Source organism: Zoogloea oryzae, from assembly GCF_030161255.1.
Classification (GTDB): domain Bacteria; phylum Pseudomonadota; class Gammaproteobacteria; order Burkholderiales; family Rhodocyclaceae; genus Zoogloea; species Zoogloea oryzae.
In genome coordinates this window covers 64,655-79,840 of record NZ_BSPX01000003.1, presented here as the reverse complement: position 1 = coordinate 79,840, position 15,186 = coordinate 64,655, and the positions used below count along the sequence as shown (strand labels likewise).

General features: G+C 65.9%; 16 protein-coding genes. 7 read left to right on the top strand and 9 right to left on the bottom strand.

The window, feature by feature from the left end; translation table 11 throughout:
- Positions 1–127 precede the first annotated feature (127 nt).
- A complete protein-coding gene (locus tag QQK25_RS02310; RefSeq protein ID WP_284186555.1) occupies positions 128–1,561 on the top strand; it encodes a lipopolysaccharide biosynthesis protein in 1,434 nt (477 codons plus the stop codon).
- A gap of 181 nt (positions 1,562–1,742) precedes the next feature.
- Positions 1,743–2,753, top strand: a complete 1,011-nt coding sequence (hemB, locus tag QQK25_RS02305; RefSeq protein WP_284186554.1) for a porphobilinogen synthase — start codon at positions 1,743–1,745, stop codon at positions 2,751–2,753.
- A 21-nt stretch (positions 2,754–2,774) separates the two neighbouring features.
- On the opposite strand, the gene QQK25_RS02300 is transcribed toward hemB, so the two are convergent.
- Genes QQK25_RS02300 through QQK25_RS02290 form a run of 3 tightly spaced genes read right to left on the bottom strand, consistent with a single transcriptional unit; the run spans position 2,775 to position 4,433 of the window.
- Positions 2,775–3,323 carry a C40 family peptidase gene (locus QQK25_RS02300; RefSeq protein WP_284186553.1) on the bottom strand — a complete coding sequence of 183 codons (549 nt, stop codon included), beginning with the start codon at positions 3,321–3,323 and terminating at the stop codon, positions 2,775–2,777.
- Positions 3,292–3,729, bottom strand: coding sequence for a D-aminoacyl-tRNA deacylase (gene dtd / locus QQK25_RS02295; protein WP_153160999.1), 438 nt, complete (start codon positions 3,727–3,729; stop codon positions 3,292–3,294). Before dtd ends, QQK25_RS02300 begins: the two co-directional genes overlap by 32 nt.
- A complete protein-coding gene (locus tag QQK25_RS02290) occupies positions 3,726–4,433 on the bottom strand; it encodes an SIMPL domain-containing protein (RefSeq protein ID WP_284186552.1) in 708 nt (235 codons plus the stop codon). The genes dtd and QQK25_RS02290 overlap by 4 nt, the downstream gene beginning before the upstream one ends.
- A 191-nt stretch (positions 4,434–4,624) precedes the next feature.
- Between QQK25_RS02290 and QQK25_RS02285 the strand changes: the two genes are divergently transcribed.
- A complete protein-coding gene (locus QQK25_RS02285; RefSeq protein ID WP_284186551.1) occupies positions 4,625–5,524 on the top strand; it encodes a DMT family transporter in 900 nt (299 codons plus the stop codon).
- Here QQK25_RS02285 and QQK25_RS02280 read toward each other — a convergent pair.
- Genes QQK25_RS02280 through QQK25_RS02265 form a run of 4 tightly spaced genes read right to left on the bottom strand, consistent with a single transcriptional unit; the run spans position 5,491 to position 8,723 of the window.
- Positions 5,491–6,282, bottom strand: a complete 792-nt coding sequence (locus QQK25_RS02280) for a DUF2189 domain-containing protein (protein WP_153161002.1) — start codon at positions 6,280–6,282, stop codon at positions 5,491–5,493. The two genes, QQK25_RS02285 and QQK25_RS02280, sit on opposite strands and share 34 nt — an antisense overlap.
- A gap of 52 nt (positions 6,283–6,334) precedes the next feature.
- A complete protein-coding gene (locus tag QQK25_RS02275; protein ID WP_284186550.1) occupies positions 6,335–7,162 on the bottom strand; it encodes an alpha/beta fold hydrolase in 828 nt (275 codons plus the stop codon).
- A complete protein-coding gene (locus tag QQK25_RS02270) occupies positions 7,159–8,478 on the bottom strand; it encodes an O-acetylhomoserine aminocarboxypropyltransferase (protein WP_284186549.1) in 1,320 nt (439 codons plus the stop codon). Before QQK25_RS02270 ends, QQK25_RS02275 begins: the two co-directional genes overlap by 4 nt.
- Positions 8,479–8,498: 20 nt before the next feature.
- On the bottom strand, positions 8,499–8,723 hold the full coding sequence (locus QQK25_RS02265) for a DUF465 domain-containing protein (RefSeq protein ID WP_153161005.1): 225 nt from the start codon (positions 8,721–8,723) through the stop codon (positions 8,499–8,501).
- Positions 8,724–8,887: 164 nt separating this feature from the next.
- Between QQK25_RS02265 and QQK25_RS02260 the strand changes: the two genes are divergently transcribed.
- On the top strand, positions 8,888–9,121 hold the full coding sequence (locus QQK25_RS02260) for a DUF3567 family protein (RefSeq protein WP_284186548.1): 234 nt from the start codon (positions 8,888–8,890) through the stop codon (positions 9,119–9,121).
- A gap of 73 nt (positions 9,122–9,194) precedes the next feature.
- Complete coding sequence (gene greB, locus QQK25_RS02255) at positions 9,195–9,746, top strand: transcription elongation factor GreB (protein WP_284186547.1); 552 nt, start codon at positions 9,195–9,197, stop codon at positions 9,744–9,746.
- A 15-nt stretch (positions 9,747–9,761) separates the two neighbouring features.
- Here the strand turns inward: greB and QQK25_RS02250 are convergent, their stop codons facing one another.
- Positions 9,762–11,573 carry a sensor histidine kinase gene (locus QQK25_RS02250; protein ID WP_284186546.1) on the bottom strand — a complete coding sequence of 604 codons (1,812 nt, stop codon included), beginning with the start codon at positions 11,571–11,573 and terminating at the stop codon, positions 9,762–9,764.
- Between the two features lie 77 nt (positions 11,574–11,650).
- Here QQK25_RS02250 and htpG point away from each other — a divergent pair, with 77 nt between their 5' ends.
- The gene (gene htpG / locus QQK25_RS02245; RefSeq protein WP_284186545.1) at positions 11,651–13,570 is read left to right on the top strand and encodes a molecular chaperone HtpG; all 1,920 of its coding nucleotides are present in this window, start codon (positions 11,651–11,653) and stop codon (positions 13,568–13,570) included.
- 82 nt (positions 13,571–13,652) lie between these two features.
- Here htpG and QQK25_RS02240 read toward each other — a convergent pair whose 3' ends face one another.
- The gene (locus QQK25_RS02240; protein ID WP_284186544.1) at positions 13,653–14,207 is read right to left on the bottom strand and encodes a hypothetical protein; all 555 of its coding nucleotides are present in this window, start codon (positions 14,205–14,207) and stop codon (positions 13,653–13,655) included.
- A gap of 169 nt (positions 14,208–14,376) precedes the next feature.
- On the opposite strand from QQK25_RS02240, the gene QQK25_RS02235 reads away from it, so the two are divergent.
- Positions 14,377–15,147, top strand: coding sequence for an oxygen-binding di-iron domain-containing protein (locus tag QQK25_RS02235; protein ID WP_284186543.1), 771 nt, complete (start codon positions 14,377–14,379; stop codon positions 15,145–15,147).
- The last annotated feature ends 39 nt before the right edge of the window (positions 15,148–15,186 follow it).

The following is a 15,186-nucleotide window of genomic DNA, read 5'->3' as shown; positions in this document are numbered from 1 at the left end:
CGTAACCCCACCGGCATCGACTCAATGCACCGCATCAAGATGGCGCGCGCCGTCGGTTCACTCACTTGTGTTGAAATCAATGATGCTTCAGTCGGATTCTCAGGGGCGAGGCTCGCGTCCGTAACCCATGGCTAATGTAAAGAAAGCGGTCTTTCTCTCCGTCGGAGAGAAAGCCATCGTGTTTGTCATCCAGTTCGTCTCGTCGGTTGTCCTGGCGCGACTGCTCTCCCCCGAAGAGATCGGCATCTTTTCCATCGGAAGCCTGATCCTCGCCATGTCCCACGCCCTGCGCGATCTGGGCATCACCAGCTACCTCATCCAGGAACGCGACCTCACCCCGGTGCGGCTCCAGACGGCGGCGACCATCGCCGTCATCATGAGCTGGACCCTCGGCGTGCTCACCTGGGTGGCGAGCGGCCCGGTGGCGGCGTTCTACCGGGAGGACGGCATCGGGCTGGTGATGCACGTGCTGTCGATCAACTTCTTCCTGCTGCCCTTCGGGTCGGTGTCGATGGCGATCCTCAAGCGCAACCTCAACTTCGACAAGGTGGTGCGCATCAACCTGGCGTCCGGTACGCTTCAGGCAACGGTGTCGATCGGGCTGTGCTCGATGGGCGTTGGCTTCATCGGCCTCGCCTGGGGTGCGGTGGCGAGCACCACTCTCACGGTGCTCATGACCGTTCTGATGACCAAGCGCGAAGTGCCGATGCGCGTGGAGTTCTCCGAATGGCGCCACATCCTGCGCACCGGTGGGCGCTTCTGCGGATCGTCGCTGCTGTGGGAGTTCGGCCTGTCGGCGCCCGAGATGATTGTCGGCAAGGCGATGAGCATCGAAACCGCCGGTTATCTGGCTCGCTCGCTGGGCGTGGTCGGGCTGGCCTTTCGCTCGATCATGGAAGGGCTGACGCCGGTGCTGATGCCGGCCTTCGCCCGCACCCACCGGGACGGCGAGAGCGTTGCGGATCAGTTCCTCAAGAGCATCTGCTACCTCAGCGCGCTGGCCTTCCCGCTGTTCGCCTGCATGGCGCTGGCGATGGACTCCATCGTGCTGCTGCTCTACAGCGAGAAGTGGGCGCGGATCATCGAGCCGGCGCGCATCCTGTGCGTGGGTTCGGCGGCGCTGACGATCGCGGTGACCGGCGCGGCCGTGGTCAGCGGCACCGGCAAGTCGAAGTACACCCTGCGCTTCCAGCTGGTCGGGCAGCCGATCAAGGTGGTGCTGATCCTCATCGGTAGCATGTACAGCCTTGACCACGTTGCGGCGGGCATTGCCGTCGGCGATCTGCTCATCACCGGCTACACCCTGATGGTGCTGCGTCGCCTAATCGGGTTTGATCTGAGCCGTGTCGGCGAGGCCCTGGGGCCGTCGCTGCTGGTGGCCCTGTGCGCGGCCACGTCGTGCCTTGCCTTCAAGCTGGCTTTTCCCCACGCGGCGCCGTTCTTCGGCGTGGTGGGCTGCATCATTGCTTCGTCCATCGGCTGGGTGATCGGCGTGATGGTCACCCGTCACCCGGTGGGGGCGGAGGTGGGTGCGGTGGTGCGGCGGGTCGTTCGGCGCTGATGAAATAAAAAACCCCCGGCGAGGGGTTGCCGGGGGCCAAAAATGCCTTGCTTGCTCAAGGCACCCGCTCAGGGAGGTATAGCGGGAGACGGTTCGTCACCATCTGCGTGTTAGTCTTGGCAACCCGAACGAAAGTTCCGGGTTCAATTCGTTTCCAGATGTAAGCACCCCGAGATCGCCCATGAAGCCTGTTCATTCCGCCTTCCCGTCCACCCGCATGCGCCGCATGCGTCGCGATGATTTCTCCCGCCGCCTGATGCGCGAGCATCGGCTCTCGGCCGACGACCTGATCTACCCCGTCTTCGTCCTCGAGGGCGAGCAGATCAACCAGCCCGTGGCCTCCATGCCGGGCGTGAGCCGCGTTTCCCTAGACAACCTGCTGCGCGTCGCGGAGGAAGCCGTGGCGCTGGGCGTGCCGGCGCTGGCGCTGTTTCCGGTGGTGGAAGACGCCAAGAAATCCCTCGGTGCCGAAGAAGCCTACAACCCGGACGGCCTCGTGCCCCGTGTGGTGCAGGCCTTGAAGGCCCGCTTCCCCGACCTCGGCATCATCACCGACGTGGCGCTCGACCCGTACACCAGCCACGGTCAGGACGGCCTGATCGACGACACCGGCTATGTGCTCAACGACGAGACCCTCGAAGTGCTGGCCAAGCAGGCGCTCTGCCATGCCCAGGCTGGCGCCGACGTGGTGGCGCCGTCCGACATGATGGACGGCCGTGTCGCGCGCATCCGCGCCGAGCTCGACGTCGCCCGCCAGATCTACACCCGCATCCTGGCTTATTCGGCCAAGTACGCGTCGAGCTTCTACGGCCCGTTCCGTGACGCGGTGGGCTCGGCGGGCAATCTGGGCAAGGGCAACAAATACACCTACCAGATGGACCCGGCCAATTCCGACGAGGCCCTGCGCGAAGTTGCACTCGACATTTCGGAAGGCGCCGACATGTTCATGGTGAAGCCGGGCATGCCTTATCTCGACATCGTCCGTCGGGTGAAATCCGAGCTGCAGGTGCCGACCTACGTCTATCAGGTGAGCGGCGAGTACGCGATGCTGAAGGCCGCCGCGGCCAACGGCTGGCTCAACGAGAAGGCGTGCGCACTCGAAGCCCTGGTGGCCTTCAAGCGTGCCGGCGCCGACGGCATCCTCACCTACTACGCGCTCGATGCCGCCCGCTGGCTGAAGGAAGACGCGTAAGCTGAGGCGAACGCTGCCGGATCAGCCTTCCGGCAGCAGGGTGCGGGCGCCCTCGAAGCGATCGGCGTAATAGCGGTTGTCGAGGCGATCAACCCTCACCTTGCCGCGGCTGTTGGGGGCGTGCACGAACTTGCCGTCGCCCACGTAAATCCCCATGTGCGAATACGAGCGGCCGAGGGTGTTGAAGAACACCAGATCGCCCGGCCGGACTGCGTTCGACGGAATCGGCCGGGTGCGTTCGGCGATGCCTGCGGCGTTGTAGGGCAGGCGCTTGCCGCTCACCTGTTCGACCACGTAGCTCACCATCCCGCTGCAATCCAGGCCGGCTTCGGGGTTCTTGCCGCCGAAGCGGTAGCCGGTGTCGAGCAGCCCCAACGCAAAGATCACCATTTCCTGCGCGTGGTCGTCCCGCGGCAGGGCGAACCAGCCGCGCGCCGGTGCAGTGGCGCGGGGGACGGATGTGCTGGACGCCGGGCGCTGGGGCGTCTGGCTGCAGCCGGCCAGAAACGCAAGCAGGGCCAGGGCGGCCAGCCGGCGTTCAAGCCGTGAGACGGAAAGTGACCGGGCCATGGTTGATGAGCGATATCGACATCTCGGCGCCAAACTCACCCGTCTCGACCACCGGATGGCGGCTGCGGGCGAGGGTGACGACCTGATTGAACAGTTTCTCGGCTTCGTCGGGTGGCGCGGCCGGCGTGAAGCTGGCCCGCGTGCCCTTGCTGGTGTCGGCGGCGAGGGTGAATTGCGACACCAGCAGCAGGCCGCCGCCGGTATCGACCAGTGAGCGGTTCATCCGCCCGTCGTCATCCGAGAACACCCGATAGCCGAGCAACCGTTCGACCATCCGCGTGGCGTTGGCGGGCTGGTCGCCACGCTCGACCGCCACCAGCGCCAGCAGGCCGGGGCCGATCTCGCCGACCGTGCGCCCGTCAACCGTGACGCGGGCTTCGAGGACGCGCTGGATCAGGGCAATCATTCGAGCAGTTCGATCTGGCCATTGACGGACACCGACACCGGGCTGTCGCCGGCCTCGATGGGGGCGGGCGGCGCGGCGTCGGCAACGGCCATGGCGGCGCGGGCCATCGGCATCACTGGCGGACGGGGCTGGTAGCCGCTGGTGTTCACCGACACGTGCTTGATCCGCCACTTCTTGTGGAGGCTGGCGGCGACCAGCTTGGCGCGGGCCTCGAAGGCGGCGAGGGCGTCGGTGATGGCTTCGTCCTCGATCTTCTTCCAGGTTTCGGGCGACGGTGCTGCCGAGAGCCCGCCGATGGCCATGGTCTGCTGGAGCTTGCCGATGAGTTCGGAAAGCTGGCCGGCATCCTTGCTTTCGAGGGCGAGGGTGGAGCGCATCCGCCAGGATTCGATGCTGCGACCAGTCTTGGCGTAGATCGGGTAGGTGTTGTTGCCGGCGGTGCGGATCTTGACCGCCGGATAGGCGCGGGCGGTCTGAACGGCCTGGGCGACGGTGTTGTTGATCTTGCGGGCGAGCTCGGCCGGGCTGCTGTCGGTGGCTTCGGTGTAGACCTGCGCGCGGAACTGATCGTTGGGGGCCGAGCGGCTGCTTTCGACCGCGATGTCGGCGGTGGGCAGCGACGGCGCATCGGCTGCATGGGCAGCAGCGAAGCACAGGGCAAGCGGGAGCGCGAGGGCCAGCGGACGAAGCGAGCGGATTTTCATGAGGGCCTTTCGGTGAGTACGACGGAGTTGCATCGTGCATTTTCGCCACAGCCCGGGGCGGATTGCAAAGGGCGAATGAAAATAAACGCTGCCGGAGCCCGCCGGAGTGTCGCCGAAACGCACATTCCGGCTTGACCGGGGCGTGGACGGCCGGCACGATCGGCCGCTTTGCGGGCGGGAGCGGCGATCGGATGACAAATGCGCGGTGGGTTGGAGCGGGGCTGGTGGCCTTGTCGGCGACGTCGTTCGGGGCGATGGCGATTTTTGCCCGGGTGGCGTACGCCGGTGGTGCCGACGTGACCGCGGTGCTCTTCCTGCGCTTTGCGATTGCGGGTGTCGCTATGGCGGCGCTCACGCTCGCAACCCGTCGGCGCTGGCCGTCCCGCCGGAACGGCACGGTGCTGGCGCTGATGGGCGGCGTTGGTTACGTGGCGCAGTCGATGTGCTTTTTCAGTGCGTTGCGCTTTGCGTCGGCGGGGCTGGTGGCCTTGCTGCTGTATCTGTACCCGTTTCTGGTGGCCTTGATCGGCGTGGCTTTCCTGGGCGAACGGCTGACCCACCGGCGCAGCCTGGCGATGGGGGCCGCCCTCGTGGGCACGGCGCTCACCTTGGGTGAAGGGCTCGGCGGCAGCGGGATCGGCGTGGCGCTGGGTGTGGCGACGGCGGTGATCTACTCGATCTACATCGTGGCCGGAAGCCGGGTGCTCGCGGCCGAGGATGCGCTGGCGTCATCCACGGTGGTGATGTTGGCCGCGGCGCTGGTGTTTGGCGGCCTGGTGCTGGCGACCGGCCCGCGCTTTCCGGCCGGCCCGGCGGCGTGGATGGCCTGCGTGGCGATCGCGCTGGTTTCCACTGCAGTGGCGATGGCGACCTTCTTTGCCGGCATCCAGCGCCTGGGGGCGGCCGACGCGGCGACGCTGTCGACCCTGGAGCCGGTGGTGACCTTCATCCTCGCCGCGGTGTTCCTCGGCGAGGCGGTGAGCCTGGGGCAGATCATCGGCGGGGCGATCGTGCTCGGCGCAGTGATCGCCCTCGCGCGGGATGGCGCCGGTTCAGCTCAATCCGGCAGCGGTTCGACCAGATCCCGATAGGCGTGCCAGGTGGCGTGGCCGATCACCGGCATCAGCACCGCCAGCCCGAGGTGGAAGCTCAGGAAGCCGACGATGGTCAGGCTGACGATCAGGAAGGCCCAGACCAGCAGCGGCAGCGGGTTTTCGGCCAGCGCACGGATGCTGGCGATCATCGAGGTGATGGCGTCCTGGTTGCGGTCGAGCATCAGCGGGATGGACACCACGCTCACTGCGAAAACCAGCAGGGCGAAGATTGCGCCGACACCAAAGTAGACCACCAGGAATTCGAGGTTTTCCAGAGACACCACCTGGCTCAGGAAGCCGCTGAGGCTGGGCAGCTCTTGCGTGTAGAACATGGCGAAGACCACCAGCGAGGCGCGCGCCCAGATCAGGAAGATGACCGTGAGCACGGCGGCAAAGAGGGCGATGTTGCCCAGGTTGCGCCGCCAGACGGTGAGCGTCGGGCCGAGGGCGCAAGGCTCGCCGAGCTGGCGTCGGCGGGAGAGCTCGTAAAGCCCCATCGCAAAGAAGGGCGCGAGGAGCAGGAAGCCGGTGGTGACGGCCGAGGTGTACTGGTAGGCGTGGGAGAAGACAAAGGTGACCAGCAGGCCCATGCCGGTGAAACAGAAGCCGTAGAACAGGCTGGCGATGGCACAAGCCTTGAGGTCGGAGAAGCCGCGGGCGATCCAGCGAAAAGGCGCGCCGATGCCAATGTTGCGGATCGTGGGGAAGGGCAGGGACGCTGCCTGCTCTTCTGTCGGGGGTGTTTGCTGAGCCATTTTTGTCTCCGTTTTTGGTTGTTTGATGAATGGCCTGCGGATTTGGTTCAGGTCATGGAACGGCCTCGGAACTGCGGTTGGAATCGGCAAACTGCCAGATGGCGTCGAGCACGGCGCCGGGCGCTTCGGCCATCATCGCGTGGCCGGCGCCGGAAAGGACAACCTTATTGACCTTTCTGGCTGAGGTGAAGGCATTTGCCAGCGGGGCGATGGCCTTGGGCGGTGTCATGCGGTCCTGGGCAGCGCTGAGGAGGAGCACCGGGCAGGTGACCCTGGCTGCAGCGTCGAAACCGCCGGTGTAGGCGTTGCAGGCCGACATGTCGGTGTGCAGCACGCCGGGGGCCGCGCGCTGCATCAGGCGCTCGTTGATGGCCGTGAGGTTGAGCCCCGGAATGCTGCTGGCGCCCAGCTGCGAGCCCGGCGCGTAGGACCACTGGTTGATCATCCGGTGGGCCTTGTCGCGGGCGGCGAGGGTGGCGTCGAGGAGGGGCGGGGCGACGGGCATCGGGGCCACCGAGCCGACCAGCACGAGGCTGCGGACGCGCTCTGGCGCTCGGGATGCGGCCTGCAGGGCGACCAGCGAGCCCATGCTGTGGCCGGCGAGGGTGGCGGTTGCCACGCCCAGCCCGTCAAGCAGGGCGAGCACCCAGTCGGCAATTGCCTCGATGGACGTGAGCTGCGGGCCGGCGCTCTGGCCGTGGCCGGGGAGATCGGGCACCACCGGGTTCCAGCCGTGGGTGGCGAAGTAGCGGCTCTGGAGCGTCCAGACGCTGTGGTCGTGGCCGGCACCGTGGATGAAGACGATGGTGGGGCGGGCGGCGTCGAAGGCGCGGCCGCCGGTGTAGACGTAGGTGTCGCGCCCGGCGAGGGTGAGTTTCATCGGGCACCTCCGGTCTGGCTGGCCTTGGCGACGGCGGTAAGGCCGCGTTCGAGATCTTCGATGAGATCCGGGGCGTTCTCGAGGCCAACCGACAGGCGGATGGTGCCTTCGGTGATGCCGGCGGCGAGGAGTGCGTCGGGCGACATGCGGAAGTGGGTGGTGCTGGCCGGATGGATCGCCAGCGACTTGGCGTCGCCCACGTTGGCCAGGTGCGAGAACAGGCGCAGGGCCTCGATGAAGGTGGCGCCGGCGGCACGGCCGCCCTTCAGGCTGAAGCTGAACACGCCGCCGCAGCCCTTGGGCAGCAGTTTCGCGGCGAGGGCGTGGTCGGGGTGGCTGTCGAGCTCGGGCCAAGAGACGGATTCGACCATCGGGTGAGCGGCAAGATGGGCTACCAGCGCCCGGGCGTTGGCCACGTGGCGCTCCATGCGCAGGCCGAGGGTCTCGATACCCTGGAGGATCTGGAAGGCGTTCATGGGCGACAGGCAGGCGCCAAAATCCCGCAGGCCTTCGCGGCGGGCGCGCAGCAGGAAGGCGGCGATGGGCGATTCCTCGGCGAAATCCATGCCGTGGAAGCCGTCGTAGGGTTCGGTGAGGGTGGGGAAGCGACCGCCGGTGGCTTCCCAGTCGAAGCCGCCGCCATCCACCAGCAGCCCGCCGATGGCCACGCCGTGGCCGCCGAGGAACTTGGTGGCGGAGTGCATCACCAGATCGGCGCCGAGATCGATGGGGCACTGCAGCGCCGGGGTGACGAGGGTGGCATCCACCAGCAGCGGCACGCCGGCGGTGTGGGCGATGCCGGCAACGCCAGGGATGTCGAGTACTTCGAGCCCCGGGTTGCCGATGGCTTCGCCGAACAGCAGGCGGGTTTCGGGGCGGATCGCATCGCGCCAGGCCTGCAGGTCGCGGGGCGGCACGAAGGTGGTGGTGATCCCGAAGCGGGGCAGGGTGTAGGCCAGCAGGTTGTGGGAGCCGCCGTACAGCGAGCGGGACGCGACGATGTGGCCGCCGCTGCCCATCAGCGTGGTGATGGCGAGCATCAGCGCGGCTTGGCCGCTGGCGCAGGCGATCGCGCCGACGCCGCCATCCAGCGCCGCGATGCGTTCTTCGAGCACGGCGTTGGTGGGGTTGGAGATGCGCGAATAGACGTGGCCGGCGCGCTCCTGATTGAACAGGGCGGCGGCGTGGTCGCTGCTCTCGAAGACGTAGCTGGTGGTGAAGTGGATCGGGGTGGCCCGGGAGCGGTGGGTGGCGTCCGGGGTCTGGCCGGCGTGCAGGGCGAGCGTGTCGGCCCCGGCGTTTCGGTGGATCGGCATGGAGTGCGTTGGCGGTAGGTTCAGGCGGGTACGTCGGGATCGAGCAGGTGCTGGATGATCGCGATGCGATCCTTCAGCAGCAGCTTGCGTTTCTTGAGGCGGCGGAGCAGCAGGTCGTCACCGGGCGGCGGGGCCATCGCGATCTGGTCGATGATCGCGTTCAGATCCCGATGTTCGGTGGTGAGGACCGCCAGCCTTGCGGTCAGGCTGGAGACGTCGGCGTTCGGGTCGTTGCTGTCGTTCATGCCTGTGATGAATGGATAGCCCGAAAACGGACAGGATGCGTTGAATCTTAGGCCCGGGCGAAGCGAAATACAACGGTGTCGGGGAACTTGAAGCGGGGAGGAACGTTCCCATCTACTGAAGCACTGATGCCCACAAGGCCAATCCGCTATCCAGGAGACCTGTCATGAACGTGGTACTCAACAATCCAGTGCTGTACGTGGTGGACTATCCGGGCTTCGACGCTGTCGAGGTGATCGACAAGCGCCGCGGCGTGGGAACGCTGTTTCGCGACGAGGCGGCCGTGCGTTTCAAGCGCGAGTTGCGCGACGTGGCCGAATCCGCCACCGAGATGGACGACTTCGAGAGCCTGATTGCCGACTACGGCAGCCTGCTCACCCAGCCGGCCGTCTATCACTGAAAGCTTGTCTTGCCAGTGGCCCGGACGGCTCCTAACATAGCCGTCCCATTTTGGCTGAGCGGAGCGTTTCAGGGTGAACAAGGCTTTCGTCAAGGAAAACGACCAGGACGACGATGATGCGCCGCCGGGGGCGCCGAGCCTGCCGCCGGGCACCACCAATTACATGACCCGGCGTGGTTACGAGATCCTGCGCACGGAGCTGGATCAGCTCGTCCGCGACGAGCGCCCCAAACTGGTCGAAACCGTCCGCTGGGCGGCGGGCAATGGCGACCGCTCGGAAAACGGCGATTACATCTACGGCAAGAAGCGCCTGCGTGAGATCGACCGGCGCATCCGTTTCCTCATCAAGCGGCTCGAGAATTCGACGGTGGTGACGCCGTCCGAGCAGGAGAACACCGAGCAGGTGTTCTTTGGTGCGACGGTGACGGTGTGCGATGTGGATGGCGACGCCGAGCAGACTTACCAGATCGTCGGCGTGGATGAGGCGAATGCGTCGGAAGGGCGGATCAGCTGGATCGCGCCCTTGTCTCGGGCGCTGCTCAAGGCGCGGGAGGGCGACGTGGTGCGTTTTGCCAGCCCGGCCGGGCTGCGCGAGATCGAAGTGCTGGAAATCCGTTACATCTGAACGCCGCGGGGCGTGTCAGCCCCGCATTCTTTCCCGCGGCCGGCGGACCATCGCCGGCGTGCGCGGCAGGGTGAAGAACATCGTGGTGCCGGTGCCCGGCGCCGATTCCGCCCAGATCTGCCCGCCGTGGCGCTCGACGATCCGTCGCACGCTGGCGAGGCCAATCCCCGAACCCTCGAAGCCCTTGTTCCGGTGCAGCTGCTGGAAGGGCTGGAAGAGGTGCGTGGCGTGCTCCATCTCGAAACCCACCCCGTTGTCGGTGACGTAGAACAGGTGCTCCTCGCCGTGCAGGCGGCCGCCCACCTGGATGAACGCCGGGTGGCTGTCGCGGGAGAACTTCCAGGCGTTGCCCAGCAGGTTCTCGAGGGCCTTGCGGATCAGGATCGCGTCGGCGTCGGCGACGAGGCCGGCGTCCACGTGGATGTGGACCAGCCGCGCCGGATCGTGCTCGGCGAGGTCGTCGAGGATTTCCCGGGCGATCGCCGAGATGTCGGTGGATTCGATGTGCAGCGGGCGGTTGGAGACGCTGGCGAGCTTGAGCAGTTCGTCGATGAGGTCGCCCATCCGCAGGCTGGCCTTGCGCAGCCGGTTCACGTAGTTGCGCCCGGCGTCGTCGAGACGTTCTCCGTAGTCCTCTTCCAGTGCGTGGGCGAAGCCGTTGATGGCCCGTAGCGGCGCGCGCAGGTCGTGGGAGATGGAATAGCTGAAGTTGAGGAGCTCGCGGTTGGTCTGTTCGAGCTCGTCGGTGCGCAGGCGCACGCGGTCTTCCAGGGTGGCGTTGAGTTCGGCCAGGGCCTGGCTTTCCTCGTCGCGCCGGCGGGTGTCCCGGTGGAGCAGCAGGGCGAGGGCACCGAGCAGCGTGAGCATCAGCCCGGCGGCGGCGATGATGCGCCGGCGGTGTTCATGGAAGTCGGCCAGCGCGGCGGCGATGGGGCGGCTGGTGCCCACCACCAGCGGACGGTCGGCGAGGCGCCGGTAGGCGGTGATGCGCTCTTCGCGTTCGCCCTGCAGGGGGCTGGTCACCACCATGCTGCGGGATGCCGGCTCGGGCCCGACGGCCGGCAAATCCGTGACGCTGCGGCCGACTAGCGCATCCACCTGGGGGTGGCGGATCAGGGTGATCGCGCGGATCGCGTGGAGGATCAGGATGGTGTCGCCCTCGGCGAAGCGGATGTCCCGGTAGATGCCTTCGAAGTAGGCATGGCTGATGGCGGCGCCCACGGTGCCCACGTATTTGCCGCTGGCGTCGAAGACCTGGCGGGTGACCGGGGTGATCCACCTGCCGGTGTTGGCGCTGCGGGTCGGGCTGCCGATGGTGATGCCTTCGTCGATGCGCATGGGCAGGTTGCGCCGTTCAGCGGCTGACGCGGTGGCCTCGGCGGCGACTTGCTCGTCGTCGGACTGGGCGGCGAGGCTGCCGTCTTCCCTTTCGACGAACAGGTTCTCGACTTCCGGCAGATTGGCCGCACGTTCGCGCAGGAGGTTCTGGAGTTCGCGCTCGGCGAAGCTGTCGGCCCCGCTGCGGATGGCGACGAGCCCGGCGATCTCGGTGACGGCGCTCTCGGCCTCGCCAAAGCTGCGGGCCACGTGCTCCTCGAAGACGCGGGTGAGGCTCTGGAGTTCGGATTCGGTCTGCTGGAGGGCGGCGCGGTGATCGAAGCGGATCAGCGAGACGGCAACGACGACGATCAGCGTGGCGAGCAGCCCGAAGGCCAGCCAGATGGCCGCGCGCAGCCTGCGCATCGGGCGGAACGTGCCCGGGGCGCCTTGGTCTGTCGGCAGCGACAGGTGCGACAGCAGGGATGATGGCAGGCGGGCTCGGTCCATCGACGGGGTGGGGGGCTTGAAAGCTGGAATGCAGCACCCATATGGGGAGCGTTAACGGTTCTTATGGAGCAAGCTTTATGACTGTCGAGCAAACGTCCGCGCAAACCTTGAACTTCCAGGCCGAGGTAAAGCAGCTGCTGCACCTCATGATTCATTCGCTGTATTCGAACCGCGAGATCTTCCTGCGGGAGCTGGTTTCGAATGCCTCCGATGCCTGTGACAAGCTGCGTTTCGAAGCCCTTGAGAACGGCGGGCTGTTCGAGGACGACGCCGAACTGAAGATCCGCGTGGCCTACGACAAGACCGCCCGCACCCTGACGATCGCCGACAACGGCATCGGCATGAGCCGCGACGAGGTGGTGACCAACCTGGGCACCATCGCCAAGTCGGGCACCAAGGAATTCTTCGGCAAGCTCACCGGCGACCAGAAGAAGGACGCCCACCTGATCGGCCAGTTCGGCGTGGGCTTCTACTCTGCATTCATCGTGGCCGACAAGGTGACGGTGCGCACCCGCCGCGCCGGCCTCGCTGCCGCCGACGGCGTGCAGTGGGAATGCTCGATGACCGGCGACACCGCCGGCGAGTACACCGTCGAGCCGATCGAGAAGGCCGGCCGCGGCACCGAGATCACCTTGCATCTGCGTGAAGACCAGGACGACCTGCTGTCGTCGTGGAAGCTCCGCTCGATCATCCAGAAGTACTCCGACCACATCCTTCAGCCCATCGTGATGAAGAAGGAGCAGTGGGACGAGGAGAAGAAGGAACAGGTCGTCACTGACGAGGACGAAACGGTGAATAAGGCCAACGCCCTGTGGGCGCGGTCGAAGTCGGACATCACCGACGAGGAATACACCGAGTTCTACAAACACGTTGGCCACGACTACGAAGCGCCGCTGGCCTGGACCCACTCGAAGGTGGAAGGCCGCCACGAGTACACCCAGCTGCTCTACGTGCCCGGCCACGCGCCCTTCGACATGTGGGACCGCCAGGCCCGCCACGGTGTGAAGCTCTATGTGCGCCGCGTGTTCATCATGGACGACGCCGAGAAGCTGATGCCGCTGTACCTGCGCTTCGTGCGTGGGGTGGTGGATTCCAACGACCTGCCGCTCAACGTGTCCCGCGAGATCCTCCAGGAATCCAAGGACATCGACACCCTGCGCGCCGGCTGCACCAAGAAGGTGCTGGGCCTGCTCGAGGACATGGCCGAGAACGAGAAGGAGAAGTACGCGACCTTCTGGAAGGAATTCGGCAAGGTGCTGAAGGAAGGCGTCGGCGAGGATCACTCCAACAAGGAGAAGATCGCTGGCCTGCTGCGCTTTGCCTCCACCCACGCCGACACCGCCGAGGAAACCGTGTCGCTGGCCGACTACATCGGCCGCATGAAGGAAGGTCAGGACAAGATCTACTTCGTCACCGCCGACAGCTTCAACGCGGCCAAGAATAGCCCGCATCTCGAGATCTTCCGCAAGAAGGGTATCGAGGTGCTGCTGCTGTCCGACCGCGTGGATGAATGGGTCGTGGGCAACCTCACCGAGTTCGACGGCAAGCAGCTGGCCTCGGTGGCCAAGGGCGGGCTGGATCTGGGCAAGCTGGAAGACGAAGCCGAGAAGGCCGCCGTCGAGAAGGAGACCGGCGAGCTGAAGGATCTGCTCGACAAGATGAAGACCACCCTCGGCGAAAAGGTGAAGGAAGTCCGCGTCACCCACCGCCTGACCGATTCGCCCGCCTGCCTGGTGGCCGACGAGCACGACATGGGGATGAACCTGGCGCGCCTGATGAAGGCCGCCGGCCAGACCATGCCGATCTCCAAGCCGATCCTCGAGATCAACCCGGCTCACCCGGTGGTGCTGCGCCTCAAGTACGAGGACAAGCAGTTCGACGACTGGGCGGCGGTGCTCTTCGATCAGGCCCTGCTGGCCGAAGGCGGTACGCTGGACGATCCGGCGAGCTTCGTGAAGCGCATCAACCAGCTGATGCTGGCGATGAACGGCAACTGACGATCTGCCGCGCCGGGGTTTCAGGCCCCGGCTGGCGTGGTCTCGAACGGGGGCGCATACCTTTGGGTGTGCGCCCCCGTTTTCATTCCTGGTAGATCTGGTAGGCGTTGGGGCGCTTGGCGGCGCGCAGCGTGCCGGTGGCCGGGTCGTACATGGAGGGCAGCTTCTTCGGCATCATCGAGCGGGTGGCCGAGCGGTTGACGTAGCCGTCGCTGGCTGCGTTGAGCGTGTTGGTGCGGGCGTTGTAGGCAGACTTGGGCTTGGCGATGCCGCGCGGGGCCACGCGCCCGGCGAGGCTGCGGTTGCAGTCGCCGTAGATGTCGCCGCTGGAGCCCTTCTGGGTGCGCGGGTCATTGAAGACCTGGATCTTGCCGGAGGCGTCCTGGCGGGTCGTGCCGATGCCCTGGGTCTGTTCCCGGAGTGCGCAGATGGTGGAGCTGGGTGGCCTGACCTGCATGCTCCGGCGGGTGTCGTTGTACGCCGAGCGCGCACCGCCGAAGGGCACCGTCTTCTCCAGCCGGCTCGCCTGCGAGCTTGAAGTGCCCGCCTGGGACGAGGGCCCCAGTGCGGTGGCGGGAGCGGCCGCGAACAGGATGGGGCAAGCGACGGAGAGGAATAGCAGGGCGGATTTCTTCACAAGCGGGGGCCTCTTTGCTGCAGGGCAAAAATGGGCAACATACTCCAAAACGTGCAAGGCTGACGAGGACATAGTTTGATAATCGTCAATGTAAATCACTGTCACCTTTTCGACATGTCATTTTGTCGGATAAAGTGTTGGTCCCACCGATATTGCACATTTCAACAACATGGCTGTCGAACTCTTCAACAATGGCACGCACGCCTGTCTGGCCTTCTACGACCTTGTGGACGAGGAGGCCGACCACGCGGTCCAGTGCAATCAGTTCCTCATTGTAGACGGCCAGCATGGCGCCCTGATCGATCCGGGCGGCAACATGACCTACACCGGTCTGCTGATGTCGATGCAACGCTTCTTCCCGTCCCGCGGGCTGGATTTCATCTTCGCCACCCACGCTGATCCGGACATCATCGCGTCCCTCAACAAGTGGATGGTCGCCACCCACTGCAAGGTGATGATCTCGCGGCTCTGGACGCGCTTCGTGCCCCACTTCACCACCGGCAAGGATTACACCGCCCGGATCATCGGCATCCCCGACGAAGGCATGAACATCGTGCTCGGCAACAACACCATCAAGGCGGTGCCGGCGCACTTCATGCACTCGGAAGGCAACTTCCAGTTCTATGACCCGGTCTCGAAGATTTTGTTCACCGGCGACATGGGCGCGTCCCTCGTGGATCACGACCAGGCCTCCAAGCCGGTCACCAACTTCGACGAGCACATCGCCACGATGATCGGCTTTCACCGTCGCTACATGATCTCCAACAAGATCTGCCGCTTCTGGGTGAACATGGTCCGCCAGCTGGATGTGGAGATGATCGTGCCCCAGCACGGCTGCCGTTTCGAGGGCAAGGCGATGGTCAATCGCTTCCTCGACTGGATCGAGCAGCTGCCCTGCGGCGTCGATCTGCTGACCCAGGATTTCTACCGGGTGCCGTAAGCGCCGGCGTTGTCCGGCGACGGGTGAAACGAGGCGGGC